The sequence below is a fragment of the Streptomyces sp. V3I8 genome, assembly GCF_030817535.1.
GTDB lineage: Bacteria > Actinomycetota > Actinomycetes > Streptomycetales > Streptomycetaceae > Streptomyces.
In genome coordinates, this window is the sequence record NZ_JAUSZL010000002.1 from 600,674 (window position 1) to 625,553 (window position 24,880).

A 24,880-nucleotide genomic window follows, 5' to 3' on the forward strand; every position below is an offset into this window, starting at 1 on the left:
GGGGCAGAGGCGGGGGCGGGGCAGGGACGAGGGCGCGGGCGGGGGCCGAGCGCACGCCGGTCAGGTGTGCGGCCGCATCCACGCCATCGCGAAGCACGTCGGTACGCCCACGGCTGTCGCCGCTCCCCCGTCCGCCGCCCGTCCGGCTTCCTTGCGGTACGCCCGCGGGGAGCGGCCCACGATGTCGCGGAACGTCCGGCTGAAGGTTCCGGGGCTGCCGAAGCCGACCTCGAAGCAGATGTCCGTCACGCTGCGGTCGGTCTCGCGCAGCAGGGACATCGCGCGTTCGACGCGGCGGCGCTGCAGGTAGCGGTGCGGTGTCTCGCCGAACGTGGCGCGGAAGGTGCGCGTGAAGTGCGCCGGGGACACATGGGCCACGCGGGCCAGGGCAGGGACGTCCAGCGGCTGCGCGTACGCACGGTCCATCGCGTCCCGGGCCCGGAGCATACGGCGGTTGCTCTCCTCTGCGGCACGGCTCACAACGCCATCACACCACGGTTCCGCACCCGCCCGGACACACCGGCGCCCACCCCGCCGGCGCTCGCCGACGGCCTCGACGCCCTTGACTCCCTTGACCCCTTTCAGGAGGGCTGCGGTCGCTGGAGGCCCTGGAGGAGCAGCGCGACCAGCCGGCGGGGGTCGTAGCGGGGGTCGCCGTCCCGTCCGATGCAGAGGTTGCCGATGCCGCGCATCAGTTCGTAGGCCTGCGTACCGGGTCTGATCTCGCCGGCTTCGGCCGCCGCGTCGAGCAGGTGCGCGCAGACGGGCACCAGCCGGTCGAGGAAGTAGGTGTGCAGCGCCTGGAAGCCGCTGCTGTCCGACTGCATCGCGTTGGCGAGCCCGTGCTTGGTGACCAGGAAGTCGACGAAGAGGTCGACCCACCGGCGCAGGGCCGTCAGCGGGGAGCCGGCATCGGCCAGCAGGACCGGCCCGGCCTCGGCGCAGGCTTCTACCTGGTGGCGGTAGACGGCGACGACCAGGTCCGCGCGCGTCGGGAAGTGACGGTAGATCGTCCCCATCCCCACGCCCGCCCTGGCCGCGATCTCACGGATCGGCGCATCGATCCCGGAGGTGACGAAGACGGCCGCGGCGGCGGTGAGCAGCGTCTGCTGGTTCCGCTGCGCGTCGACCCGCTTGCTCCTGGCCGGCGCTTTCCCGGACCCGCCCGGCTCGTCCGTACTGGGCACTGCACTGGGCACCGCGCTCTCCTTTCCGATGGCCACGAGGGCCGTTGACAAAGCGGAACAGCGCTCCGTATATTAAACGGAACAACGCTCCGCTTCAGCTTATCCGAAGCCGCCCGTCAGGCGCGCGCTCCGTGGAAGCCGAGCCCTCTTTGCGAACGGACCCACACATCATGAGCGAACCCATGAGCGAATCCACCGGCACCACGACCACCTTCAGCGGGCCCTCGCCCGTCCTGTCGGTCGCTCCGGTGGTGCTGCCGGCTCCCGACCGGGCGGTGGACCTGCACCTACGGGTCTCCGCGCCGGTGACCGGGGACGATCTGCCGGTCATCCTCCTGTCGCACGGCCAGGGCCACTCGAACCACCTCTCCTCCCTGAACGGCTACGCGCCGCTCGTCAACCACTGGGCGGCGCACGGGTTCGTGGTGATCCAGCCCACCCACCTGAGCTCCAGCACCCTGACCCTGCCCGCCGACACCCCCGGGGCGCCGCTGTACTGGCGATCGCGGGCGGAGGACATGCGGTTCGTCCTCGACCGGCTCGACGCGGTCGAGGCCGCCGTCCCGCAGCTGCGCGGGCGCCTGGACCGGGACAAGGTCGCCGTCGCCGGGCACTCGATGGGCGGGCACACCGCCGGCCTGCTGCTGGGCGCGCGGCTGACCGATCCGGACGACGGGACGGTGGTGGACCTGGCCGATCCGCGCATCAAGGCGGGTGTGCTGCTCGCCGCGCCCGGCCGAGGGGGTGACGCCCTCACCGGGGCCGTCGCCGAGAACTGGCCCTTCTTCTCGACCCCGGACTTCTCCCGGATGACGACACCGACGCTGGTGGTCGCGGGCGACAAGGACGCCTCCGCCCATCTGACGGTCATGGGCCCGGACTGGCACGCCGATCCGTACGTCCTCTCCCCCGGCCGCAAGACCCTGCTCACCCTGTTCGGCGCGGAGCACGGGCTCGGCGGCATCTCCGGCTACGACGTCGCCGAGACGACGGACGAGAACCCCGAGCGGGTCTCCGTCGTCCAGCGGCTCACGACGGCCTACCTCCGCAGCGAGCTCCACCCCGGCGACCCCGCCTGGCGGACGACATGCGAGGAACTGACGACGGGCCCGGACGCACTGGGAAGGGTCGACAGCAAGTAGGCGGAGCCACCGCCGCGGAGCATCGCCCTCCGGGTCCCACCGGGCCCTCACCGGCACCCGGTGGGGCCCGGGGGGCCGCCGGAGGCGGAGCCCCCGCACGGCCACCCGTTCGGCCCCTCGCGTCGCGCGCGCCGACCGATCGTTCCCTAGCGTCCGGGTATCGACCGTTCCAGCCCGAAAGAGGCGCTCATGACACGTCGTACCGGCATCGCCGCAGGCATGGCCCTCGCAGTCGCGTCGATCGCACCGCTCGCCGGCACCGCCCACGCCCAGGACGTCAACTGCAGCGACTTCACCTACCAGGAAGACGCGCAGTCCGTGTACAACCAGGACCCCACCGACCCGAACCGGCTCGACGAGGACCGGGGCGCGGACGACGGCATAGCCTGCGAGGCCCTGCCCCGACGCCCTGTCGCCACTCAGGGGGCCGCCACTCCGGCCGTCAGCGTTCCCCCTGCCAGTGCCCGCGCCACCGGTGCCCCCGCCACCGGTACTCCGGCCACCGGCACTCCCGCCACCGCCCGGCCCACGCTCGGGGTACGGGGCGGTGTCGGTGGCGCCTCCGCCTCCCGCCCCTCGGACCGGGACATCGCTCTCGGCACCGGCCTCGGCGCCGGCGCCCTGCTCACCGCGGCCGGCTGCCTCACCCTTCGCCTCCGCGCCCGGTCCACGCGCGTGCGCCGCACGCCGGTCAGGTCGGCGAACCGCGGAAGGTAGCCAGGAACGTCTTCAGCGCCTGCTGGTTGGCCTTCGTGTCCCAGTCCGCGTCCGGGGTGGTCCAGCGCAGGGAGAAGCCCTCGCCGCCGCCGATGAGGAACCCCCGGCCGAACGTACGCACGCGCGTGCCGTCGGACTCGTCGACCCACTCCATGTCCGCGGCCTCGCGCCCCTGGTAGGTCGTCGCGCGGATCGCGCCCACCCTGTCGTAGCCCGGCCCCTGCCGGAGCGCGGGTTCGACGGTGTCCCGCCACACCGCGACCGGGTCGGGGCCCACCTGAGTGCTGTAGGTGACGGCCAGGTTCCGCGGGTCGCCCTCGTCGCCGAAGACGACCCGGTAGGAACCGTCCTTCGCGCGCCCGGTGTCGAGCCGCTGCCAGCCCTCGGGCAGGGCGACGGCGAACCCCTCCGGCGCCGTACGGACATGGAAGCCGTCCGGGAGGGCCCCGCCGGTGCGGGAGGGCGACGGCGAGGGCCGGGGTGCCGAAGTGGGCGACGAGGAGGCGGACCGTCCGGGGGACGCCGAGGTCGGGCCGGGGCGCGGCGCGTCCGGTCCGGTCCCGTCGCCGGCGGCCGGGGGAACGGCCGCGGGCCGGGAGGCCGTCGCGTCGGCGACCGCCGAGGAGCCGGTACCGGAGTCGTCGCCGGTCAGAACAAGGGCCGTGGCCGTCGCGGCGACGGCGGCGACGACCGCGGCCCCGGCGAGCGCCGCCCGGCCGAGATTGCGTCTTTCCCGCGCCGTGCCCACGAGGCCGTGCGCGGAGGACCCCGCCTGCGCCGCGGTCACCGGTACGGCCGCGATGTCCTCACCGAGGACGCGGCCGAGCGCCTCACGGACCTCCGGCCCGGTCAGCCGTTCGTACGGGTCCTTGCGGAGCAGTCCCTGCACGGCCTCGGCCAGTGGCCCGGCATGCCGGGGACTGCGCAGCGGCAGCCGCACGATCGCCCTGAGCGTCGCCTCCGGCCGGCCCCGGTCCCGGAAGGGCGGGCGCCCCTCGGTCATCGTGTGGAGCAGCGCGCCCAGCGCCCACAGGTCCGCCGGCGCGCCGTACGGTTCCCCCCGCGCCTGCTCCGGGGACGCGTAGGCCGGTGCGCCGATCCGTGCCACCGGACCGGCCCCCGCCAGGCCGTAGCCGGCCACGACCACCCCGCCGTGGTCGCGTACGAACACCTGGCCGGGGCTCAGTTCACCGTGGACGAGTCCCTGCTCGTGCGCGGACTCCAGGACGTCGAGGAGGTCGAGCCCGACACCGGCGGCCCGCACGGGGTCCAGTGCGCCGTACTGTTCGAGGAACTCGCCCAGCGGAATGCCGTCGATCCACTCGACGACCGTCCACAGACTGCCGAACTCCTCGGCCACGTCGACGACGTCGACGACGTTCGCGACCCCGCCCGGACAGCGCACTCCCATGACCTCGGAGGCGTGCGTGATCCGCGCCAGGGTGTGTTCGGCCGGGCTCTGCGGTGTGCCGGGCGGGAGTTGCGTCTGTGTCAGCAGCCGCGGACGCGCCTGTTCGGTGTCCTCGGCGTACCAGCAGACGCTGTTGACCTCACGGTGGACGACCTCTTGCAGCCGGTACCTGCCGGCGACCAGCCCGTTCGCAGTAGGACCCGCGTTGCCCATGTCCATCCCTCGCTGAAGTCCTGCTCCCGGTCATCAGTCACCAGGAGTACGCGGTGGGTGGTGCCCCGTGTTCAACGGATCGTTCAACGGATCCGGAATCACTCGTGCGTCGGGGGCCGCAGGGTGCGGGAAAGCGGGATGTGCGACCTCCCCAGGCTCCACATCCCGCTTTCCCGCGACATGGGGCCGGTACCCCCGCTTCCCGGGCTTACTCCACCGTTCTTTCCGTCAACCCGAATTCTCGGACTCCAGGTGCGTACGGGACGGAGGAGGGGGTACATGCGGGCGAGCACACGGTGAAGGCGGACTGCATGAAATCATTGATCGAGGGCGGAGGCCGGATGGCGCCGCAACGTGGCCGTATAGAGACCGCCGTCGCCCTGGAAGGCGATGCGTACTGCATCGCCGAGGCGCGTCACCTCTCGGCCGATTTCCTCGCGGAGGCCCAGTCGGAGCACGGCCTGCCGGTGACGGCCCGTGCGATGGACCTGACCCAGCTGGTGGTGAGCGAGCTGGTCACCAACGCCATGAAGTACGCGCCGGGGCCGGTCCTGCTCGACCTGCGCATCGTCGGCGGAACGCTCGAGGTGTCCGTCTGGGACAGCGACCCGGTGCTGCCGGTGGCCAAGGCCACGGATCCCGGACGGGTGGGCCAGCACGGCCTGGAGATCGTCATGGCCGTCTGCGAGGACTTCGAAGTGCGCAAGGAGCCGGTCGGCAAACACGTCACGGCCCGGATCGCCCTTCTCACCGACCCCGGCCCGGCCTCTCGCTGAACCGGTCCCGGCCCGGCGTCCCGCGTACGTCCGAATACGTCCGTGCGCCCACACACCCGCGCGTCCGTACGCCCGTGAGCCCGTACACCTATACGCCCGTACGCCCCGGAAGCGCGGCATCCGCTCCGGGGCGTACCACCGTTCTCCTGAGCCGTGCGGCGGCTCGGCGGGCGAGGGTCAGTCCACGATCACCGCACCCACCGGTACCGCCGCCCCGCCCGTCCGCGCGAGCGCACCACCGAAGTTGCCCTCGACCTCGGACTTCTCCGCCGCGTTCGGGTACGGGTTGGTGCACGCGGTGCCTGCGCTGGAACCGGACATCAGGCTCGTGCAGGGGCCGGGCTTACGGTCCGGCAGACCCAGGATGTGCCCCAGCTCGTGGGACGAGATGCGGATCGTGTTGTAGCCCTGGCCGACCGCCTCCCGTCCGATGTAGACGGTTCCGTTGCCCAGTGAGGTGGTCAGCGCGCGGGGCCAGCCGTTGTCCGCGAGGACCCGGATGTTGGCGCGCTGCCCGGACGCGACGGGCCTCAGTTCGACTGCGTCGACGCTCTCGTTCCAGATCGCGGCGCCCCGGTCGACCGCGGACCTGAACTCCGCGGAAGCGCTCGCGTCGTAGGTGACGACGCGGGCGGCGGCGCTGTGGGCCGGGGCCGGGGCGGCCACGGCCTGGCCACCGAGCAGGGAGAAGGTCACCGCCAGGACGGCGGCGAGTCCACCGGTCAGCTTTCGGACGTGCATGGTCGACCTCCTTGTGGGGGGAAGGTAGTCGTGCACATGACATAACACCCTGGCTCCTTGCCCAGCAAGGGCCGGGGCCAATCCGTCAATCGGGGCGCGGCCGAACGGACGGGGCCCGGCCCCACCCGGGACCGGGCCCCACAACCTACCCGCGCCGCGTCAGCCCTGGCGGGCCTTGAAGCGCGGATCCTTCTTGTTGATCACGAAGACCGTCCCCCGCCGGCGCACCACCTGCGCTCCCGGCCTGGCCTTCAGCGAGCGCAGCGACTTGCGCACCTTCATGGCTGTACCTCCTCCTGCTCCGGCGCCGGCCCGTCCGTCAGCGGGTCGCCGATGCCGTGCGGCCGTAGCGCCGCTCGAACCGCTCCACACGGCCCGCGTCGTCCATGACCCGCGCGTTCCCCGTGTAGAAGGGGTGACTGGCCGACGAGACCTCCACGTCGATCAGCGGATAGGTGGTGCCGTCCTCCCACTCGATCGTCGCCGCCGAACCCGCGGTCGAGCGGGTCAGGAACGTGACGTCCGAGGCGCGGTCGCGGAAGACGACCGGGCGGGACACGGGATGAATACCGAGCTTCATGGGGTTTCCTTCCTTGCGGCCGTACGCCGGAGGGCCACGGCCTGGTTCATCGCTCCTCGCGGAAGAGGACGTGCTCCCCCGCCACCTGGTCGTACTTGCGCAGGACCAGCCGGTCGGGGTCGTTCAGACGGTTCTTCCGCGTCACATAGGTCGCACCGGTTCCGGCCATGGACCTCAACGTCACCACCGGACGCGCACCTCTGGCAGCCATGAACGTCTCCTCTCACACCCCGGACACCCATCTGGATTGATGGGGCCATGTCATTCACATGCGGTACAACCAGGCCCACCGGGGTTGTATTCCCCCCTCCCCGGGACCCTCGGGAAGGTCCGAAACGGGCGGGGGAGTCCCGCGAAGCACGGTTTCGACCGAGGTGGGAGCGATAGGGTTCCCGGCATGAACGCACGGCTGGATCTGCTCGGCACGGTGGCGCCCGGTGCCCCGGAGAGCGAGGTCTTCCGGCTGGCTCTGCAGCACGCGGTGGGAGAACTGGGCGCGCTGGGCGGAGCGGTCCACCTCCGCGGTCCCATGTCCGCGCTGCGCCTGGTGTCCGCGGTCGGTCTGCCGTCCGCCCTCGTCCGTTCGTGGGAGATCGTCGACCAGGACGGACCGTCCGCACCGGCGCTCGCCCTCCACCGGGGCAGCGGCGCATGGGTCGCGCCGGAGCACGGTGCACCGGTCGTGCCGAAGGACGGGGCGGGCACCGGCGGCCCCTCCTGGCCCGGCTCCGGTCTCGCCGCCCTGCCCGTGTCCAGCGGGAACCGGCGTATCGGCACGCTCACCGTCCTGACCGGCGACGGGGGCGAGCCCACCGCGCGGCAGTGGGACTTCCTGCGGGCGGTCGTCGCCTGGGCCGAGCAGCGCATCCTGCAGGCGCCGCGACCGTCCGCGCCCGTGCCCGCCGAGCCGGACGGTGAACGCCTGCGGCAGGCGCTGAAGGAGGTCAGCGTCGGGTCGTGGGACTGGGACATCCGTACCGGCGCCCTGATCTGGGACGAGGCGGCGCTGGAGCTGTACGGCACCCGGCCCGCGGAGTTCACCGGACGGATCGAGGACTGGATGCGGGTCGTCCACCCCGACGACCTCGCCCCGACCCTGGCGGCGGCGCAGCGGGCCATCCAGGACCGGGGCGTGTACGAGGCCGAGTACCGGGTGCGGCGCCCGGACGGCTCGTACGGCTGGACCCGGGCCCGCGGCCGGGTCACGTACGACGACGGGGGTGAAGCCCTGCGGATGATCGGCGTCGGCTGGGAGAGCAACGAGTCCCGCTCCGCCCGCGACGCCCTCGGCCGGGCCCTGCGCCACATGAGCGACGGCTTCCTGGCGGTGGACGACCACTGGCGGATCACCTTCGCCAACCTGGAGGCGGAACGCGCGCTGGGCCTCTCCGAGGAGAAGCTGTTCGGGCGCCTCCTGTGGGACCTGCCCTCCGCGACGAAGGTCCCCGGTCTGGAGAAGCGCTGCCGGGCGGCCGCCGCGCAGGGGGAGCCCGTCGGCTTCGACGTCCGCGCGCCCGAGACCGGGCGCCTCTTCCACGTACGGCTGGTCCCGGGGCCCGACGGCCGCACGCTCTACTTCACCGACGTGACCGACCAGCGGCGCCAGGCCGTGGAGCGGCGGACGGCCGAGCGGGCCACGACCGAGCGGGCGGCCCGGATCACCGAGCTGACCGCGGACCTCGCCAAGGCCACGACCTCGCAGGACGTGGTGGCCGCCGTGGCTCGCCGGGTGCTGCCGCCGTTCGCCGCCACCGGGCTGCTGATGCAGGTCGTCGAGGGCGACCGGCTGCACCGGGTCGGTGCCGTCGGCTACTCGCAGGAATTCCTGAACCTGCGGGAAGAGCGCACCAGGAGCCTCGGCGACCCGGCCTGGGACCCGGTCGTCTCGGGCACCCCGCTGTTCCTGTCGTCCATGGAGGAGTTCGTCGCGCACTCGCCGGCGCTGGCCGACGTGCCCGCCCTGGCCGGCAAACAGGCGTGGGCGTTCCTGCCCCTGGCCGCGTCCGGCCAGACGTTCGGCGTGTGCGTCGTCTCCTTCGACCGGCCACGCCTGCTGACCGACGAGGAACGCACCCTGCTGACGACCATCAGCGCCCTCGTCGCACAGGCCCTGGAACGGGCCCGGCTCTACGACGCCGAGCACGCCCGGTCCCGCGAGCTGCAACGCAGCCTGCTCCCCCAGAGCCTGCCCGACCTTGCCGCCTGCACGGCCGCCGCGCGCTACCTCCCCGCGGGCCAGGGCATGGACGTGGGCGGCGACTGGTACGACATCATCCCGCTGTCCGGCGGCCAGGTCGCGCTGGTGGTGGGCGACATCATGGGCCACGGCATGTCCGAGGCGGCCACCATGGGCCGGCTGCGCACCGCGGTCCACACGCTGGCCGACCTCGAACTGCCCCCCGACGAGATCATGAGCCACCTGAACGACGTCGTCGGCAGCCTGAACGAGGAGTCGTACGCGACCTGTCTGTACGCGCTCTACGACTCCACCACCCGGACCTGCTCCATCGCCCGGGCCGGCCATCCCCCGCCGGCCCTGCTGCACCCCGACGGCTCCGTGCACTTCCCCGAGCCGGCCGCCGACCCGCCGCTCGGTGCGGCCAGGCCGCCGTTCGAGACACTGGAGATGGCGGTGCCCGAGGGAAGCCTGATCGTGCTCTACACCGACGGCCTGGTCGAGTCGGCGAAGCGGGACATCGACACCGGCATGGCGGAGCTGGGCCGGCTCCTGCACCGTACCCACGAGGACGGCACCAGCGCGGACCTGGAGCGTCTCTGCGACGCGCTGACGGCCGGCCTGCTCCCCGCCGAGCAGCAGGCGGCCGACGACGCGGCGTTCCTCGTCGCCCGGCTGCACGCCCTGCCCGCGGACAGGATGGCCGCCTGGCCGCTGCCCAAGGACCCGAAGGCAGCCGGCCAGGCCCGCCGCCACGTCCGCGGGCAACTGGCCGACTGGGGTCTGGACGCTCTCGCACCCACCACGGAACTGCTGGTCAGCGAACTGGTGGGCAATGTCGTACGGCACGCCAAGGGTCCCGTGCGGCTGCGCCTCCTGTACGGCGCCGAGCTGATCTGCGAGGTGTTCGACGGCAGCCTGACCATGCCCCGCATCCGCCGCGCCGAGGAGAGCGACGAAGGGGGCCGGGGACTGCAGCTGGTCAGGGCGCTCTCGGAGCGCTGGGGGGTGCGCTACACACCGACGGGCAAGTGCATCTGGACCGAGCAGGTGCTCGGCGGCCCCGGTGACGGGCGGGACGGCGGCCCGCCCGACGCTCAGGACGCCGTGTTCCCCGGCGCGGACATGTTCGCCGCCGACCTGGACGCGCTCCTCTCCGGCGACAGCGACACCTAGTCGTACGCCTCCGGATTAGTCGTACGTCTCCGGATCACCGGCCGATCCGCCGACGTGGTGCGGGTTCCGAGGCCGACTCCCACACGGAGGGCAGTTCCTGCTCCGCGGCGTGCGCGCGGGCCTGTTCGGTGCCGTACAGCAGACCCCAGGTGAAGCCGGCCTCGCCCGCGGTCTGGGCCGCCACGGCCAGCTCCCTGAGGACGCCCCGGGCCACCACGCTGTCCTGGTGGCCGCCGAGGATCTTCTGCACGGACTTGATCCGCCTGCCCAGGTCCTTGGCGGGCCTGCCGAGCGCCGGGCGCGCCGCCTCCGTCGCGTACCTGACCCTCTTCGCCGCCTTGCGTGCCTCGTGCAGAGCCACGTCGCGCTCGGGTCCGGGCGACAGCTCCAGGGCCGTCGTCATGCGCCCGGCGAGTCGTCCGTACTCCTTGTGCACGGCCTTGGCCATGACCTTGCCGGCCTTCCTGCCGGCCTCGGCGCTCAGCGGCGGCCGTTCCAGCAGTGCGGCGAGGGAGTCGAGCAGGGCGAGGTAGCGGCGCGAGCCGAGGGCGTCGAGAGTGCGCCGGTGGGACTCCGCGCCGACGGCGACGTCCCAGACCCTCAGCCGCGCGGCGACGGGGCCGAGGAGCAGTTCGTCCGGCAGGGCGTCGATCTCCTCGCTGAGCCGCTCGTGCAGTACTTCCTGGTCGCGCTCGGCGCCCAGTTCCCCGGCCAGCCACTTCAGTTCGTCCCGGACCGGGTCGGTGACCGCGCGATCGAGGACGGACCGGTAGGAGCGCAGGCAGCTCCGCAGGCGACGGCAGGCGACCCGCATGCCGTGGACCGCGTCGGGCCGGTCGCGCCGCACGGCCGGGTCGAGCGCGGTCAGCGTCCGGACCTGCTCGCGCAGGTACGCGTGGATCTGCGCGCCCGCCCGGTCCGGGGCGAGCCCGTCGGGCGCTCCGGCCAAAGCAGCGGTCGCAGTCGTGATCGCGGTCTCGGTCGCCGTCTCGTCGAGTGCGCGGGCCAGCTTGGACGGAGCCTGTGCCCGGGTGACCCCCTTCTTGCGGAGCCTCTTTTCCACGGCGTCCAGGAGAGCGGGGTCGGCGTCCCCGGCCAGCTCCACCTCCAGTTCGTTCCACGCGGCGCTCGTGCCCCCGTCGCGCAGGGAGTCCGCGCGCACCGTGTCGACGCACAGCTCGGCACGCACGGTGCCGTCGGCGTCGACCAGGTGCCGCACCTCGCGCGTCGAACGGATGCGGACCACCGGAGTCAGCTCGGCCCCGCGGGTGCGGGACACGGTCAGGTCGAGCAGGTCGTCCGGAACGGTGTCGGCCGGTGCCGACCTGATCTCCTCCCGGCTGTCGCCCGACAGCGGCAGTTTGAGATGCCACCCGGCGTCGCCGCCACCGGTCCTGCGGCGCAGTACGGCCGAGGAGCCGGACAGCCGCAGGTCCGCGGTGTCGTAGTAGACGGCGTCCAGCTCCTGCAGATCACGGTCGACGACCGCCGCGACCCCGTCCACGCGCTCCAGTCCGGACCACCAGGAGTCGTCGGCGGACGGGGGAACCTCGTACTTTCGCTCTGTCTCTCGCATCGACTGGGCCATTTGTTACCGGTTGACGCGATCCGCCGAACGAAACGCGATACGGGACATCGCGTCCCACCGGGCTGGGATCAGGCCATTGGGACAGGTGGCGGTGCGGCGCCGGTCATCAGCCCGCCAGCAGCCGGGCCAGCGCCGTCACGGCCGTTCCGGCGACGATCGCGAGCAGCAGCGGTGCGCGCAGCCACCTGGCCGCGACCACCGCCGCGAGTCCGAGCAGCAGGGTCGCGTCCAGTTCCGTCCAGCGCGGGCCCGCCACGTCGACGACCAGGAGTCCGGCGAGCAGCACGGGTGCCAGCAGGGCGATGACGCCGCGCGCCGCCGCGGGGAGCTCGCGGTCCCCCAGCACCGCGGGGCCCGCCGCCTTGAACGCGAAGCTGATCAGCGCGACGCAGCCGATGGCCCACCACAGGTTCACGATCCGTCCGCCTCCTTCGTGTCGCGCGGGACGAGTCCGTTGCGTATCCCGACGAGGGCCGCCGCGCTCGCCCCCAGCAGCGCGAGCCCGGCCGGCGCCCGGAACACCAGGACGGCGGCGACGCACGCGCCCAGTGCCGCCGCGGCCCGGGCCGCCCGGGAGCCGCGCAGCTCGTCCAGCAGGAGCAGCAGGAAGAAGGCCGGGAAGACGACATCGAGACCGAGTGTCCGCACCAGGCTCTCCGGCGGGGCCGCGACGACGCCGAGCACGGTTCCCGCCACCCATGCGGGCCACTGCACGGCGGTGGCGCCGAACAGCTTGTAGCGGTCGAATCGGCCGCCGCCCAGGTGCGCGGCCACCCACGAGCCGTCGACGACGGCCTGGCCCTCCAGTGCCCGGCGGATCCGGCCGCCGCGCAGGTCCTTCGCCACGGCCACGCCCATCGGGACGAAGCGGCCGTTGATGAGAGCGGCCGCCGCGACGGCCGTCGCCATTCCCCCGCCGCCCGCCAGCGCGGTGGCGAGGGCGAACTGGGCGGACCCGGAGAAGACGACGAGGGAGCAGACGATCGGCGCGAGGATCCCCCAGCCCTCCGAGCGGGCGAACGCGCCGAAGGTGACGGCCAGGACGAAACCGGCCACGGCCAGACCCGCGCCCACCTTGACGCCCGCGAGGAAACCCTGCCGGCGTGCGTCGCGGGCCGGTGCCCGGGTCGTACGGCCCTCGGTCTGCGGAGGTGTCCGGTCCATACGAACAGGCTAACAGTCATAGTGCTCGACGGGTATTAGGATGACGGCATGGAGGCGACGACGCCGGAGCTGATCGGCGGGCACGTGGTACTGGATTTCGCCAACACGATCGCGTGGCGGCTCGACGAGCGGCGCACGGTGGACCGCGTCTCCGGCCCGGCGGAGCTGCTCACCTGGGCCGGTGCGAGCGGTCTGCTGGACGCGGACCGGGCCCGGGCGCTCCTGCGCGTCGCGGAGGCGGACCCGGACGGGGCCGCGCACACCCTGCGGGCGGCGCGGCGGCTGCGGACGGCCCTGCTCCACCTGCTCGACGCCGCCGTGGACGGCCTGCCGCCCCGCCGTGAGGACCTGGCCGTGGTGCGCCGCTGTCTCCGCGACGCCTGGGACCGGGCGGAGTTCGCCGCGGCCCTGCCGCTGCGGCCGGAGCTGGACGTCACCGCGCCGGACGACGTCGTGCGGGCGCTGGCGCTGGAGGCGGCGGAACTGCTGTCCGGACCGCTGGCGAACCTCCGGCGCTGCCGGGGGCCGGGCTGCGGATGGTTCTTCCTCGACCGCAGCCGCAGCCACACCAGGCAGTGGTGCCGGACCGGCGACTGCGGCAACCGCGAGCGGGTGCGGCGGCACTACGCCCGCTCCCGCGACACACGTCACTGACGCCCCGTCGTCTTCATGTCGCCCGCTTCATGTCGCCCGCTTCGTGCCGTTCGCCCTCGTGTCCGTCTCCTTCATGCCCGTCGCCCGTCCCCCGTCGTCCCACTGGACCTCCAGGACGCGCTCGACGGCGTCCCGGTCGACGGGCCCGAACAGGTGGGGGAACAGGACGTCCTCGGCGACCCCGGGCGGCGGGGCGGGGGCCGCCGCCTCGTACTCCAGCCTGGCGGTGAGGCGTTCCTCGTCCAGGAGCAGCACGAGCAGCGGCCTGGGCGCGTCCCGGTAGAAGGTGTCGACCACGGCCAGTGTGGTCGCCTCGTCGGGAGAGCAGTGGACGAAGCCGTCCTCGGCGAGGGAGGCGGGCGCGTACGGAGCCTCGGGGCGGGCGGTCCAGTCACCGAGCGGCACAGCGTGATAGATCATCGTCCGGTTGTACAACAGCGATCGCCGTCGAGAATATGCGGATCCGAATTACTTGATCCGTAGCCCCGGCACCCGCGGATTGGTCGGAAAAAGAATTCCGCCCGATCGAATGATCGACCAATCCGCCCTGCTTCCAGGACCGGATTCCCCACGTGACGGACGACGAGAAGCAATCGCGGATCACCCACAACGGGGTGCGGCCGGCGCTGGGTGCGCTCAGCGGCCTCCTGGCGGGTTTCGCCGCGCTCGCCGTCGCCGCACTGGCGGCGGCGCTGGTGCGCCCGCAGGCCGGTCCCGTCATCGTGGTCGGAGGCGCGGCGATCGACCGCACCCCCACGCCCGTGAAGGACTGGGCGGTCCGGAATTTCGGCACCGACGACAAATTGGTCCTGCAGCTCGGGATTCTCGCCGTCCTGGTGCTGTTCGCGATCGGCCTGGGTGTTCTCGCCCTGCGGTACCGGCGCTCCGCAGCCGCGGGAGTTCTGCTCTTCGGTGTCGTCGGGGCCGCGGCGGCGATCAGCCGGCCGGACTCGGCCGGATTCACCGACGCGCTGCCCTCCGTGGTGGGCGCGGTCGTGGCGGCGGGGGTCCTGTTCCTCCTCGCCGCCACACTGCGGACCGCCGCTTCCGGGCCCTGCGCGCCTTCCGGAGCCGGTCGCGCCGGTTCCGCGACGGCCGGCACGGCGGCGGAGGCCGGGACGGAGTCAGGGAGCGGCCCGTCCCCGGAACCCGGCTGGGACCGCCGGGGATTCGTGATCACCGCGACCGCCGTCGCGGCGGCGTCCGCCGGCGCCGGTCTGCTGGGCCGTGCGCTGAGCGGCTCGACGAGTCGTGACGCGGTCGCCTCACGGGCCGGCGTCACGCTGCCCGTCCCGGCCTCCCGGGCGGCCGCCATCCCCGCGGGCGCCCGGCTGCGCATCGCCGGCGTCAGTCCTTTCGTCACCCCGAACAAGGACTTCTACCGTGTGGACACCGCACTGGTGGTGCCCAAGGTGGACGCGGCGGCCTGGAGGCTGCGCATCCACGGCGACGGCGTCCAGCGGCCGCTCACGCTCACCTTCGACGACCTGCTGCGGCGCGAGCTGATCGAGCGCGACATCACGCTCACCTGCGTGTCGAACGAGGTCGGCGGCTCCTACGCGGGCACCGCGCGCTGGATCGGCGTACACCTCGCCGGCCTGCTGGCCGAGTGCGGGGTGAGGCCGCCCTCCCGGGGCGGCCGTGCCGACCAGCTGGTGGCCCGTTCCGTGGACGGCATGACGATCGGCAGTCCGGTCGAGGACGTCATGGACGGCCGGGACGCCCTTCTGGCCGTGGGGATGAACGGCCGGCCGCTTCCGTTCGAGCACGGCTTCCCGGCCCGCATGGTGGTGCCCGGCCTGTACGGCTACGTCTCGGCCTGCAAGTGGATCGAGGACATCGAGCTGACCTCGTTCGACTCCTACGACGCCTACTGGGTCAAGCGGAAGTGGGCGCGTGAGGCACCGGTCAAGACGCAGTCCCGGATCGACACCCCCAAGCCGTTCGCCCGCCCCAAGGCCGGTCCTGTCATGGTCGCCGGGGTCGCCTGGGCCCAGCACCGCGGCATCGACAAGGTCGAGGTCCGTATCGACGACGGCCCCTGGCAGGAGGCCAGGCTCGCCGCCGAGGACTCGCGCGACACCTGGCGCCAGTGGTCCTACGACTGGCGGGCCACCCGGGGCGGTCACACCCTCACCGTGCGCGCCACCGACCGCACCGGCGAGGTGCAGACCGCGAAACGGACCGGCACCGTCCCCGACGGCGCCAGCGGACGGCACTCCGTCGTGGTCAGCGTCGACTGACCCCTGAGAACCACTTTTCCGACCCCCCGAACGAACGCAGCCCCGGCTGTGTCGACCCCTAGGAGAAACATCATGAACACCCGTATCCGCCGTATCGCCGTCACCGTGGCCGCGGCCGCCGTCCTGCCGCTGTCCCTGAGCGCCTGCTCCGACAGCGGGAGCGACTCCGCGAAGTCGGACTCCTCCAGCGAGGCGCCGGCTTCCGCCACGGCGTCCGACGACAGCATGGGCAGCTCCGGCGACACCGCCACGGCGGACGAGCCGTTCGGCCCGGCCTGTTCGTCGGTGCCCGCCAGTGGCTCCGGTTCGTTCGACGGCATGGCCCAGGACCCGGTCGCGACGGCCGCGTCCAACAATCCGGCGCTGTCCACCCTGGTGACCGCGGTGAAGAAGGCCGGCCTGGTCGACACCCTGAACAACGCCAAGGACATCACGGTGTTCGCTCCGACCAACGACGCCTTCGCCAAGATCCCGAAGGACACCCTGGACAAGGTCCTCGCCGACAAGGCCCAGCTGACGAAGATCCTCACGTACCACGTGGTGGGCCAGAAGCTCACCCCGAAGGACCTGGAGAACGGCTCCTTCGCCACGCTGGAGAAGACCGAGCTCACCACGTCGGGCTCGGGCGAGTCGTACAAGGTGAACGACTCGGCGAAGGTGGTCTGCGGCAACGTGAAGACCGCGAACGCCAACGTCTACATCATCGACACCGTCCTGATGCCGACCGGCTGACGGTACGCGGCACGCCGGCCGCCCGGAGGGAACGCGGTCCGGTGAACGGGCTCCCGTGACGGGGAGGAGACGGAGGTGGCCGGGGCCCAGGGGCCCCGGCCACCTCCTGTGACGGTGCCTCCGGCGGGCCGGACGGGCGCGGGTACGCTGCCTGTATGACGCAGGAGGGGCCTGGAGAAACCGAGTCCGGTGAGGCCGCCGCGGCTCCGGCCGGTGCGGCTCCGGCCGGTGCGGAGATCACCACGACGGACTGCCGTCAGTGCGGCGCCCAGGTGAGCGGGCTCAACAACAGGTACGCGTGCTCGTACTGCGGCTGGGTCAACCACTGGGCGGAAGGCTCCAACGTCCTGCCGTCGGCCGAGGACGACCTGGACCACCCCGGCCACTGACACGGGGCCGCGAGGCCGGAGCATGTGGACCGGGGCACGTGGACCGGCGGGCCTACGGGCGGGCGGGAGAACGGCGAACTCCCCGTAGACCGGGCGCGGTTGATCCCGGTGGCGGGCGGGACGGCCGCTCGAGGGCGACTCCCGGTGCGTTCGAGCGCCACGGTCTATCGTGGGCCGCATGCACGCTCCCGAGCTGATCCGTATCGTCTCCCGCGACTCGCCCATGGCCCTGGCCCAGGTGGCACGCGTCCGCGCCGGGCTGGCCGCGCTCCGTCCCGGCACGCGCACCGAGGTCGTCCCCGTGAAGACGACCGGCGACAAGTGGATGGGGGACCTCTCCCAGGTGGAGGGCAAGGGGGCGTTCACCAAGGAGGTCGACGCCGCGCTGCTGGCCGGCGAGGCCGACCTGGCAGTGCACTGCGTCAAGGACGTGCCCGCCGACCGGCCGCTCCCGGCCGGCACCATGTTCGCCGCGTTCCTCGAGCGGGACGACATCCGTGACGCGCTGATCCATCCCGGCGGGCTCCGTCTCGACGAACTGCCGCCCGGCACCCGGATCGGGACGTCCTCCGTACGCCGTGTCGCGCAGCTCGCCGCCTCCCGGCCGCACCTGACGTGCGTGCCGTTCCGCGGCAACGCCAACCGGCGTCTGGAGAAGCTGGCGGCCGGCGAGGCGGACGCGCTGCTGCTCGCCGCCTCGGGCCTGGACCGCATCGGACGCACCGACGTGATCACCGAGATCCTCTCCCCCGAGACGATGATGCCGCCGATCGGCGCGGGCATCCTCGCCCTGCAGTGCCGCGAGGGCGACACCGCGGTCATCGACGCCGTCAGCGCGCTCGGCGACGCGGACACCCACCGGGAGGCCACCGCGGAGCGCATGTTCCTGCACGTCCTCCAGGGCCACTGCAACTCGCCGATCGCCGGTTACGCCACGGCCGGCCGGGACGGTGAACTGTCGTTGCGGGCCTGTGTGTTCACCCCCGACGGCAAGACCCGGCTGAACGCCCACGAGTGGGCCGGACGCCTGGACCCCGCCACGCTCGGCACCTCCGTGGCCGTCGCCCTGCTGCGCCAGGGAGCACGGGACCTGATCGACTCCATCGACCACTGACCGGGCGGTCCCGCACCCCTCCCCCCCCGGCTCCCGTCACCTCACGGCCCCTCCCTTCACCTCAGGGCCATTTGCCTAAACACTTTAGGCAGATGCATAATCGGTTCTGCCGAGAGGGAGGAACCTTATGGTCCGCGTGGGACTGACGACGGAACGACTGGTGCGGGCGGGCGCGGAGCTCGCCGACGAGGTCGGCTTCGACCAGGTGACCGTCTCGGCGCTGGCCAGGCAGTTCGACGTCAAGGTCGCGAGCCTGTACTCGCACCTGAAGAACTCCCAGGACCTCAAGACGCGGATCGCGCTGCTCGCCCTCGAGGAACTCGCCGACCGGGGCGCGGCCGCACTGGCCGGACGGGCCGGCAAGGACGCCCTGACCGCGCTGGCGAACGTCTACCGCGACTACGCCGCGGAGCACCCGGGCCGCTACGCCGCCGCCCAGTTCAGGCTCGGCCCCGAGGCGGCGGCCGCGAGCGCGGGCGGCAGACACTCCCGGATGACGCGGGCCGTCCTGCGCGGCTACGACCTGGCCGAACCCGACCAGACACACGCGGTCCGGCTGCTGGGCAGCGTCTTCCACGGCTACGTCAGCCTGGAACTGGCCGGCGGGTTCAGCCACAGCGCACCCGATTCGCAGGAGACCTGGATCCGCGTCCTCGACGCCCTCGACACCCTTCTGCGCAACTGGCCCGCCGAATAGCCGGGGCCGGGGCCGGAGCCCTTCATCCGACCGACCGAACCGACGAGGTCGACATCATGCACACCCAGGACAACTGGATCACCACACCCATCACCGCGGACCTTCTGCGCGGCGCCCTCGATCTGGAGCGCACCGAGCACGGCGTCCTGCCGCACCGGCTGCCCGCCTGGGTCCGCGCCCAGTACGCCGACGGACAACTGGCCATGGCCGAGTCCCAGCCGTCGGGTGTACGGCTCGTGTTCCGCACCCGGGCCACCGTCGTCGAACTGGACGCACGGCCCACCAAGCGGGACTACACGGGCGCCCCGCCCCGCCCGGACGGTTTGTACGAACTGCTCGTCGACGAGCGGTTCTTCGGCCGGGGCAGCGTCAAGGACGGCAACACGCTGACCATCGACATGACCACCGGCGGCACCGAGTTCCGGGCCGGTCCGGCGGGCACCGTCCGCTTCGACGGCCTGCCCGACGGCAGCAAGGACGTCGAGATCTGGCTGCCGCACAACGAGACGACCGAGCTCGTCGCCCTGCGTACCGACGCACCCGTCGAACCCGCGCCGGACCGGGGGCGCCCGGTGTGGCTGCACCACGGCAGCTCCATCAGCCACGGCTCCGACGCCGCCGGGCCCACGGCCATCTGGCCCGCCGTCGCCGCCTCCCTCGGAGGTGTGGAGCTGGTCAACCTGGGGCTGGCCGGCAGCGCGCTGCTCGACCCGTTCACCGCGCGCACCCTGCGGGACACCCCCGCCGACCTGATCAGCCTCAAGATCGGCATCAACGTGGTCAACGCCGACGCGATGCGCGTCCGCGCGTTCACCCCGGCCGTCCACGGCTTCCTCGACACGATCCGCGACGGCCACCCGGACACACCGCTGCTGGTCGTCTCACCCATCCTGTGCCCCATCCACGAGGACACGCCCGGCCCGAGCGCCCCGGACCTCAGCCACCTCAAGGAGGGCCGGCTGCGGTTCGTGGCGATGGGCGACCCGGCGGAGAAGGCGGCCGGGAAACTGACGCTGCGCGTCGTCCGCGACGAACTGGCCCGCATCGTGGCGCAGCGGGCCGAGGAGGACCCCCGTCTGCACCATCTCGACGGACTGTGCCTGTACGGCGAGGCCGACCACGCCGAGCTGCCGCTGCCCGACCAGCTCCACCCGGACGCCGCCACCCACCGCCGCATCGGCGAACGCTTCGCCGAACAGGTCTTCGGTCCGGACGGCGCCTTCGGCCGGGCCGCCCGGGGGTGACCGACAGCCCTCGTGGGTGAACCGGCGGCTCGGGCGGCGGGACCCGGTCGTCGGTCCGGCTCAGTCGTCGGCCTGCTGATCGGCCGTCGCCGGGCGGAAGCAGGCCGTCACCACCTTGCCGTGACGCTGGCACCGCGTCTCCCACTCGTCGGCGAGCATCTGCACGATGCCCACCCCGCGGCCGGACGGTTCGCCGATCTCCGGTTCCCGCTGGCGCGGCAGCGTCGAGTCCTCGTCGTGGACGCTCACATGGAGGCAGTCGCCGTCCCAGGTGAGCACCAGGTGCGCGTCGCTGTTCGCGTGGACGTGGGCGTTGGTGATCAGCTCGGACACGGCCAGCACGATGGCGTCCACCGTGTCGGGCTCGGCCGCGGTCCACGGCAGGGACTCCAGATGCTCCCGCGTCCATTCCCGTCCGGCGCGCACCCCGCCCGACACGGGAAACGAATGCGCCCAGCCCATCGCCTTGACCCCCACCTGTCCACTCCCGTTCCTGTCGTCCGTACCCCGCCGGTCACCGACCGGGTACCCGGCAGCCGCGCAGGCAGGCCTGCCTGCGCCCGTCCGGTCAGGAGTCGCTGCGGATGGCGGCGATGTCGAACTGCAGGCGGACCTTCTCGCTGACCATGGCGCCGCCCTCGGCCAGCCTGCTGTCGTAGGTCAGGCCCCACTCCGAGCGGTTGATGGTCGTGGTGCCGTCGAAGCCGACGCGCTCGTAGCCGAACGGGTCGGTGACATGGCCTATGTAGGTCAGTTCGAGGACGACGGGACGCGTGACGTCCTTGATGGTGAGGTCGCCGGTCATCAGGTAGACGTCGGGGCCGGCCGTCTTCACGGCGGTGCTCAGGAACCGCATGTGCGGGTAGGACGCGGAGTCCAGGAAGTCCCGGCCGGTCAGATGGCTGTCCCGCTGGTCCACCCCCGTGTCGACGCTCGCCGTGGACAGCAGGATCTCGGCCCCCGAGCGGGACGGGTCACGGCCGTCGAAGAAGAGACGGCTCCGGTACTCGGTGAAGGCGCCCCGCACCGTGGTCACCATGGCGTGCCGGACGGAGAAGCCGATCCTGCTGTGCGCCGGGTCGACGATCCAGTTCCCCGTCAGGTCCATCAGGTCGGTTCCCGGCCGGCCGCCCTGCGAGGAGGCCGGCCGGCCCGCCGCCCGTTTCGGTTCGACCAGCGTGTCCGCACGCCGGGGAGAAGCACCTCTGCTGAAAAGATTCATGACTCACCTAGCTGATGCGCGATTGATATTTCCGCAGGCCCAACCAAGATCCGTAAGTTTACTGGACACCTGCCCGGTGACCAGCGGCTCATCCCCGCGGAACCAAGGGGTCACAGAATCCACACACCTGTTACCGGGCCCTCAAGAGGACACGGGGTGCCGGTGAAAGCCGCATTGCGGAAAGGAATGCGCGCCTATGTGTTCAGTAACCGAAACTCGTCGTATAGGCGCACTCGGTGTATATGTACCCGGAGGACAGCTTGGCCGTGTCCGACGCCGGGGTCTTTCCGGTGCCGCTCTGGGACTTGTGCACGAAGTACGTCGTGCCGGCGGGCAGGCTGATGGTCCGCTGGGGGTAGTTCCTGCCGCTGTCGCTGCACGGTTCGAAGCCCCGCGTCACCGTGCTCGCGAGGGAGTACGAGGAGCACTTCCCGCAGGCCTTGAGCGTGAAGCTGCCCGTGACCGGTCCCGTGTACAGCACCGTGATGTCGTCCGGGCTGTCGTTCTTGACGGTGACGGAGATGCCGCCGCCGGATGCCGTGGTCGGCAGGCGCTTGCCCGCGGCGGGCACCGTCTGGGCGACCTCGGCGGCTATGGCGATCTTCTTGGCCCGGTCCCGGTTCCGGTGGTTCGGATTGCTCTTGGCGAAGTCGTTCATGGTGGTGACGGCCTCGGCGAAGCTCTTCTCCCTGTACTGGTCCACCCCGCAGGCGTACGTACCCGAGTCCGCGTTCTTCCGGGCCCGGGCGGCGTCCTTGTCGAGGGCATCGGTCACCGTGGCGTCCTGCCCCCGCAACCCGGCGAGCTGGGTGTTCAGGGTGCCGAGGTGCTCGACCGCCTTGCAGGGGTCGTCGCCGCCCACGTCCTTGACGGCCTTGTCGACCGCCGCCGCGACCGAGGGCTCCACCTTCGCGGCCTGCTCCGAGTCCGGGAAGGTCGACAGGAGTTCACCGAAGTGCGCGGTCCAGTCGGCGGCCCCGCCGGACAGTGACCGCGCCCCGCACTCGTAGAGCGAGGTGGCCAGCCGGTCGTCGGGCCACGTCCTGAGCGCTCCGACCTCGTTCCCGCCCATGGTGCGCGGGACCGTGCGGAGGTACTTCAAGGGGGCCACGGCGTCGCAGTAGTTCCGCTCGTCGTAGGGGGAGGCGACGCTGGTGTAGAAGCTCTTGAGCCGGCCCGGCACCCGGTCGGCCGCCCTCGAACCGGGGTGTTCGCCGCGCAGGTCCCGGTAGGCGGTCAAGGCCTGGCGGTAGTCGGGCTCCGCCGTGGAGAACGGCTGCTTCCCCGCTGTCCGGACCAGCTCGTCCGCCCGCTCGAGGCGGTCGAGGAGCATCTGCTCGGTGGCCTCGTCGCGCGCGTCGCCGTACAGGACGACACCACCGGCGGGCACGGCCAGCAGCACGATCCCGAGCACGACGGCGACCCAGGCCGCCGGCGGCCAGGAGAGCCGGGTGCGCAGCCCGACGACCGCGCCGTGGACGGCCGCGAGCGCGAGGAGGACGAGGTAGGCGACCAGGACGCCGGCGGAGACGCCGTCCGGGTCCGCGGGCAGCGCCACCAGCAGCAGGACCGCGGTCGCCACCCAGCAGGCCGCCGTCAGCCACCAGCGCCGCACCAGCGCGTAGCCGAGTCCCAGTCCGCACAGGTTCAGCAGCGCCACCGCGGCCGCTCTCCAGCCGTCCGCGGGCGCCGGCGGTGGCGCGGTCGGCATCGGCGGTACGACGAACCCCTGCCGCGGGTCGGTTCCCTGACGCGGGTCGTTGTGGTCCCAGGACATGACGGCTCCCCCAGTCAATCACGCCCGAACTTCTATGACTTGTCAGCGTACGGTCAGCCGTTCGAGCAGGACAAGAGGCACCGGGAGATCTTCGCGGAACGCCATCCTGGCAGGGGCACCGGGTCTCAGCAACAACCGGTGCCGGCGGGCTTCGCGACCTCGTCGAGGTGGAGGCGGCAGAAGCACGACGCCTCCACCGGTACGTCCGCCACGGCGGCGGCGATCTTCAGCTGCTGGGCCACGATCCGCGCCTCCCCCTCCTTGCCGAGCCGGACGAGGCACTCGTGGAACCCGTGCAGGGCCCAGACGTTGCCGGGATGGTGCAGGGCGCGGGGAAGCGTGTCGTCGAGCCCGAGGTCGGCCCGGTAGACGGCCTCCGCCTCGGCGACGCGCCCCTGTTCCAGGAGCAGGGCGCCGTACGCGTGCCGGGTGGGTTGCATCCACCCCCAGGGCTCGTCGTAGGGCAGCGCGTCGTCCAGTTCGACCGACCGCTCCAGCGCGGCGAAGGCGGCCTCGAAGTCGCCCTTGCGGTACTCCAGCTCGCCGTCGAGCATCGCGGAGGCGACCGCCAGGAGGTCGGCGCAGGTGTTGTTGAACAGCATCCGGGTCCGCGGGACCCGCGCGACCGCCGCCCGGAACAGGTCGCGCTCGGTCTCGGCCTCCTCGGTCCGGCCGGTGGCCGAGTGGGCGACACCGCGGGCGTAGTGCAGCATCGCGGTCGTCACGCAGTACAGCCGCGGGTCGGCGGGCAGCGGCAGGCGCAGGATGTCGGCCCAGCGGCCGAACCGGATCAGGACGTGCACCCGCATGGCGAGGAAGCCCTCGAGCCAGTCCGCCATGGGCGGGCTCTGCACCCGCAACAGGTCCTCCGGAACGGCGGCCTCGAGCTGCGCGGCGGTCTCCAGGGCGATCCGCGACTGCCCGAGGAACATCGCGCCGTAGATCCTGAAGTGATGGTTGTGCGCCCGGTACAGCGTGTAGAAGTTCATCGCCCCGGACCGCGCGAGGTACTTCTCGTCGGCGGCGATCGCCGCGCCGTTGTCGGCCACGACCCGCCGGTAGTCGCCGCACAGCACGTCGAGGTGGGTGGGCATGTGCCGCAGGTGGCCGGCGTCGGGGACCAGACCGCGCAGCCGGTCGGCGGCGGGCAGCGCGGCCTCGGGGGCCGGGGACATCTCCATCAGGTGGATGTACAGGTGCAGCAGTCCCGGGTGGCCGGCTCCGGCGTCGGTGGCGAGCGCCCGCTCCAGCACCGCCCGGGCCACCGTCGTACGCGAACCGGCGGCGGGTTCGCCCGTGCGCAGGTCCCACAGCCGCCAGGGCGTGAGGTTCATCAGGGCGTCGGCGTAGAGCGCGGCCACGTCCAGGTCGTCCGGGGCGAGTTCGTACACGGCGCGCATGCTGTCGGCGTACGGCTCGTTCCACACCGAGCAGTCCTCGACGGTCCCGGCCTGCGGGTAACGGGCCCGCAGCGCGCCGATCAGGGCGCGCTCGACGGGGGTGGCACCGGCCGCCTTCCGGTGCGCGAGCTCCACGGCGGCGTGCGTGCGGTCGACGGTACGGGCCAGGTCCTCGCCGTCGAAGAACTCCCAGGGCTTGTTGTAGTTGGGCCCGAGCGCGTAGGCGATGCCCCAGTGGGCCATGGCGCAGTCGGGGTCCGCCGCGGCGGCGGCCTCGAAACAGGCGACGGCCTCCTCGTGGTGGAAGGCGTAGGACCAGACCAGACCGCGGTCGAACCACGACCGGGCCTGCAGGGACGGTGTCGTCACGGTGCGGCCGTGACTGCCGAGGTCGTAGTAGTCCGTGTGGTCCATCCACCCCTCCTGCGCGTGTGCGGCCGGAGCCCGGGGCCCGGGGCCCGCCGCCCCGAGCCTAGGGCGTTCTCTTTTGGATCAGGTCGGATCAGGCCGCGGTGTCCGGTGCGGTGCATCGCACGG

The 24,880-nt window shown here is 72.5% G+C and carries 26 protein-coding genes; 11 read left to right on the forward strand and 15 right to left on the reverse strand.

The window, feature by feature from the left end; all coding sequences use genetic code 11:
* Positions 1–60: 60 nt before the first annotated feature.
* On the reverse strand, positions 61–480 hold the full coding sequence (locus QFZ75_RS02900; protein ID WP_307533662.1) for a helix-turn-helix domain-containing protein: 420 nt from the start codon (positions 478–480) through the stop codon (positions 61–63).
* Positions 481–581: 101 nt separating this feature from the next.
* Entirely contained in the window at positions 582–1,199 is a 618-nt protein-coding gene (locus QFZ75_RS02905; RefSeq protein ID WP_373465801.1) for a TetR/AcrR family transcriptional regulator, read from the reverse strand.
* Between the two features lie 170 nt (positions 1,200–1,369).
* Here QFZ75_RS02905 and QFZ75_RS02910 point away from each other — a divergent pair, with 170 nt between their 5' ends.
* Both QFZ75_RS02910 and QFZ75_RS02915 read left to right on the forward strand, forming a co-directional pair.
* Positions 1,370–2,329 (forward strand): chlorophyllase, encoded by a 960-nt coding sequence (locus QFZ75_RS02910; protein WP_307533663.1) that lies wholly within the window; start codon positions 1,370–1,372, stop codon positions 2,327–2,329.
* Between the two features lie 189 nt (positions 2,330–2,518).
* Positions 2,519–3,046: an excalibur calcium-binding protein gene (locus QFZ75_RS02915; RefSeq protein ID WP_307533664.1), complete on the forward strand. Its 528-nt coding sequence runs from the start codon at positions 2,519–2,521 to the stop codon at positions 3,044–3,046.
* On the opposite strand, the gene QFZ75_RS02920 is transcribed toward QFZ75_RS02915, so the two are convergent.
* Positions 3,021–4,676: a protein kinase gene (locus tag QFZ75_RS02920; protein WP_307533665.1), complete on the reverse strand. Its 1,656-nt coding sequence runs from the start codon at positions 4,674–4,676 to the stop codon at positions 3,021–3,023. The genes QFZ75_RS02915 and QFZ75_RS02920 overlap by 26 nt on opposite strands.
* A 305-nt stretch (positions 4,677–4,981) precedes the next feature.
* On the opposite strand from QFZ75_RS02920, the gene QFZ75_RS02925 reads away from it, so the two are divergent.
* Positions 4,982–5,446, forward strand: coding sequence for an ATP-binding protein (locus tag QFZ75_RS02925; RefSeq protein ID WP_373465802.1), 465 nt, complete (start codon positions 4,982–4,984; stop codon positions 5,444–5,446).
* 177 nt (positions 5,447–5,623) lie between these two features.
* Here QFZ75_RS02925 and QFZ75_RS02930 read toward each other — a convergent pair whose 3' ends face one another.
* The 4 genes from QFZ75_RS02930 to rpmG form a co-directional block, all read right to left on the reverse strand.
* Complete coding sequence (locus QFZ75_RS02930) at positions 5,624–6,187, reverse strand: snapalysin family zinc-dependent metalloprotease (protein WP_307533666.1); 564 nt, start codon at positions 6,185–6,187, stop codon at positions 5,624–5,626.
* 159 nt (positions 6,188–6,346) lie between these two features.
* The gene (ykgO, locus tag QFZ75_RS02935; protein WP_058921773.1) at positions 6,347–6,469 is read right to left on the reverse strand and encodes a type B 50S ribosomal protein L36; all 123 of its coding nucleotides are present in this window, start codon (positions 6,467–6,469) and stop codon (positions 6,347–6,349) included.
* A gap of 37 nt (positions 6,470–6,506) precedes the next feature.
* Positions 6,507–6,767: a type B 50S ribosomal protein L31 gene (locus tag QFZ75_RS02940; RefSeq protein ID WP_307533667.1), complete on the reverse strand. Its 261-nt coding sequence runs from the start codon at positions 6,765–6,767 to the stop codon at positions 6,507–6,509.
* 46 nt (positions 6,768–6,813) lie between these two features.
* A complete protein-coding gene (rpmG, locus tag QFZ75_RS02945) occupies positions 6,814–6,978 on the reverse strand; it encodes a 50S ribosomal protein L33 (protein ID WP_307533668.1) in 165 nt (54 codons plus the stop codon).
* A 186-nt stretch (positions 6,979–7,164) separates the two neighbouring features.
* On the opposite strand from rpmG, the gene QFZ75_RS02950 reads away from it, so the two are divergent.
* Entirely contained in the window at positions 7,165–10,119 is a 2,955-nt protein-coding gene (locus tag QFZ75_RS02950; RefSeq protein WP_307533669.1) for a SpoIIE family protein phosphatase, read from the forward strand.
* A gap of 34 nt (positions 10,120–10,153) precedes the next feature.
* Here QFZ75_RS02950 and QFZ75_RS02955 read toward each other — a convergent pair whose 3' ends face one another.
* From QFZ75_RS02955 to QFZ75_RS02965, 3 genes are all read right to left on the reverse strand, one after another.
* Positions 10,154–11,707, reverse strand: coding sequence for a CYTH and CHAD domain-containing protein (locus QFZ75_RS02955; RefSeq protein ID WP_307533670.1), 1,554 nt, complete (start codon positions 11,705–11,707; stop codon positions 10,154–10,156).
* Positions 11,708–11,813: 106 nt separating this feature from the next.
* Positions 11,814–12,122, reverse strand: coding sequence for an AzlD domain-containing protein (locus QFZ75_RS02960; protein WP_307533671.1), 309 nt, complete (start codon positions 12,120–12,122; stop codon positions 11,814–11,816).
* Positions 12,119–12,871, reverse strand: coding sequence for an AzlC family ABC transporter permease (locus tag QFZ75_RS02965; protein WP_307533672.1), 753 nt, complete (start codon positions 12,869–12,871; stop codon positions 12,119–12,121). The genes QFZ75_RS02960 and QFZ75_RS02965 overlap by 4 nt, the downstream gene beginning before the upstream one ends.
* Before the next feature lie 48 nt (positions 12,872–12,919).
* On the opposite strand from QFZ75_RS02965, the gene QFZ75_RS02970 reads away from it, so the two are divergent.
* Positions 12,920–13,525 carry a CGNR zinc finger domain-containing protein gene (locus QFZ75_RS02970; RefSeq protein WP_307533673.1) on the forward strand — a complete coding sequence of 202 codons (606 nt, stop codon included), beginning with the start codon at positions 12,920–12,922 and terminating at the stop codon, positions 13,523–13,525.
* 27 nt (positions 13,526–13,552) lie between these two features.
* Here the strand turns inward: QFZ75_RS02970 and QFZ75_RS02975 are convergent, their stop codons facing one another.
* Positions 13,553–13,945, reverse strand: a complete 393-nt coding sequence (locus QFZ75_RS02975) for a DUF952 domain-containing protein (protein ID WP_307533674.1) — start codon at positions 13,943–13,945, stop codon at positions 13,553–13,555.
* 152 nt (positions 13,946–14,097) lie between these two features.
* On the opposite strand from QFZ75_RS02975, the gene QFZ75_RS02980 reads away from it, so the two are divergent.
* The 6 genes from QFZ75_RS02980 (at position 14,098) to QFZ75_RS03005 (ending at position 19,944) form a co-directional block, all read left to right on the forward strand.
* The gene (locus QFZ75_RS02980) at positions 14,098–15,768 is read left to right on the forward strand and encodes a sulfite oxidase (protein ID WP_307533675.1); all 1,671 of its coding nucleotides are present in this window, start codon (positions 14,098–14,100) and stop codon (positions 15,766–15,768) included.
* A 72-nt stretch (positions 15,769–15,840) separates the two neighbouring features.
* Positions 15,841–16,500, forward strand: coding sequence for a fasciclin domain-containing protein (locus QFZ75_RS02985; protein ID WP_307533676.1), 660 nt, complete (start codon positions 15,841–15,843; stop codon positions 16,498–16,500).
* Between the two features lie 155 nt (positions 16,501–16,655).
* Complete coding sequence (locus QFZ75_RS02990) at positions 16,656–16,889, forward strand: hypothetical protein (protein ID WP_307533677.1); 234 nt, start codon at positions 16,656–16,658, stop codon at positions 16,887–16,889.
* A 178-nt stretch (positions 16,890–17,067) separates the two neighbouring features.
* Entirely contained in the window at positions 17,068–18,003 is a 936-nt protein-coding gene (gene hemC / locus QFZ75_RS02995; RefSeq protein WP_307533678.1) for a hydroxymethylbilane synthase, read from the forward strand.
* A gap of 127 nt (positions 18,004–18,130) precedes the next feature.
* Positions 18,131–18,700 carry a TetR/AcrR family transcriptional regulator gene (locus QFZ75_RS03000; RefSeq protein ID WP_307533679.1) on the forward strand — a complete coding sequence of 190 codons (570 nt, stop codon included), beginning with the start codon at positions 18,131–18,133 and terminating at the stop codon, positions 18,698–18,700.
* Positions 18,701–18,756: 56 nt separating this feature from the next.
* A complete protein-coding gene (locus QFZ75_RS03005) occupies positions 18,757–19,944 on the forward strand; it encodes a GDSL-type esterase/lipase family protein (RefSeq protein WP_307533680.1) in 1,188 nt (395 codons plus the stop codon).
* 60 nt (positions 19,945–20,004) lie between these two features.
* Here the strand turns inward: QFZ75_RS03005 and QFZ75_RS03010 are convergent, their stop codons facing one another.
* From QFZ75_RS03010 to QFZ75_RS03025, 4 genes are all read right to left on the reverse strand, one after another.
* Positions 20,005–20,421, reverse strand: a complete 417-nt coding sequence (locus QFZ75_RS03010) for an ATP-binding protein (protein ID WP_307533681.1) — start codon at positions 20,419–20,421, stop codon at positions 20,005–20,007.
* A 91-nt stretch (positions 20,422–20,512) separates the two neighbouring features.
* A complete protein-coding gene (locus QFZ75_RS03015; protein WP_307533682.1) occupies positions 20,513–21,166 on the reverse strand; it encodes a YceI family protein in 654 nt (217 codons plus the stop codon).
* A gap of 202 nt (positions 21,167–21,368) precedes the next feature.
* On the reverse strand, positions 21,369–22,943 hold the full coding sequence (locus QFZ75_RS03020) for a hypothetical protein (RefSeq protein WP_307533683.1): 1,575 nt from the start codon (positions 22,941–22,943) through the stop codon (positions 21,369–21,371).
* A gap of 125 nt (positions 22,944–23,068) precedes the next feature.
* Positions 23,069–24,757, reverse strand: a complete 1,689-nt coding sequence (locus QFZ75_RS03025) for a hypothetical protein (protein WP_307533684.1) — start codon at positions 24,755–24,757, stop codon at positions 23,069–23,071.
* Positions 24,758–24,880: the final 123 nt, after the last annotated feature.

Coding starts and splice junctions, on each gene's coding strand:
- QFZ75_RS02910 (WP_307533663.1), top strand. CDS start 1,370: ATGAGCGAATCCACCGGCACCACGACCACCTTCAGCGGGCCCTCGCCC.
- QFZ75_RS02915 (WP_307533664.1), top strand. CDS start 2,519: ATGACACGTCGTACCGGCATCGCCGCAGGCATGGCCCTCGCAGTCGCG.
- QFZ75_RS02920 (WP_307533665.1), bottom strand. CDS start 4,676: ATGGACATGGGCAACGCGGGTCCTACTGCGAACGGGCTGGTCGCCGGC.
- QFZ75_RS02925 (WP_373465802.1), top strand. CDS start 4,982: ATGAAATCATTGATCGAGGGCGGAGGCCGGATGGCGCCGCAACGTGGC.
- QFZ75_RS02930 (WP_307533666.1), bottom strand. CDS start 6,187: ATGCACGTCCGAAAGCTGACCGGTGGACTCGCCGCCGTCCTGGCGGTG.
- ykgO (WP_058921773.1), bottom strand. CDS start 6,469: ATGAAGGTGCGCAAGTCGCTGCGCTCGCTGAAGGCCAGGCCGGGAGCG.
- QFZ75_RS02940 (WP_307533667.1), bottom strand. CDS start 6,767: ATGAAGCTCGGTATTCATCCCGTGTCCCGCCCGGTCGTCTTCCGCGAC.
- rpmG (WP_307533668.1), bottom strand. CDS start 6,978: ATGGCTGCCAGAGGTGCGCGTCCGGTGGTGACGTTGAGGTCCATGGCC.
- QFZ75_RS02950 (WP_307533669.1), top strand. CDS start 7,165: ATGAACGCACGGCTGGATCTGCTCGGCACGGTGGCGCCCGGTGCCCCG.
- QFZ75_RS02955 (WP_307533670.1), bottom strand. CDS start 11,707: ATGGCCCAGTCGATGCGAGAGACAGAGCGAAAGTACGAGGTTCCCCCG.
- QFZ75_RS02965 (WP_307533672.1), bottom strand. CDS start 12,871: ATGGACCGGACACCTCCGCAGACCGAGGGCCGTACGACCCGGGCACCG.
- QFZ75_RS02970 (WP_307533673.1), top strand. CDS start 12,920: ATGGAGGCGACGACGCCGGAGCTGATCGGCGGGCACGTGGTACTGGAT.
- QFZ75_RS02975 (WP_307533674.1), bottom strand. CDS start 13,945: ATGATCTATCACGCTGTGCCGCTCGGTGACTGGACCGCCCGCCCCGAG.
- QFZ75_RS02985 (WP_307533676.1), top strand. CDS start 15,841: ATGAACACCCGTATCCGCCGTATCGCCGTCACCGTGGCCGCGGCCGCC.
- QFZ75_RS02990 (WP_307533677.1), top strand. CDS start 16,656: ATGACGCAGGAGGGGCCTGGAGAAACCGAGTCCGGTGAGGCCGCCGCG.
- hemC (WP_307533678.1), top strand. CDS start 17,068: ATGCACGCTCCCGAGCTGATCCGTATCGTCTCCCGCGACTCGCCCATG.
- QFZ75_RS03000 (WP_307533679.1), top strand. CDS start 18,131: ATGGTCCGCGTGGGACTGACGACGGAACGACTGGTGCGGGCGGGCGCG.
- QFZ75_RS03005 (WP_307533680.1), top strand. CDS start 18,757: ATGCACACCCAGGACAACTGGATCACCACACCCATCACCGCGGACCTT.
- QFZ75_RS03015 (WP_307533682.1), bottom strand. CDS start 21,166: ATGAATCTTTTCAGCAGAGGTGCTTCTCCCCGGCGTGCGGACACGCTG.
- QFZ75_RS03020 (WP_307533683.1), bottom strand. CDS start 22,943: ATGTCCTGGGACCACAACGACCCGCGTCAGGGAACCGACCCGCGGCAG.
- QFZ75_RS03025 (WP_307533684.1), bottom strand. CDS start 24,757: ATGGACCACACGGACTACTACGACCTCGGCAGTCACGGCCGCACCGTG.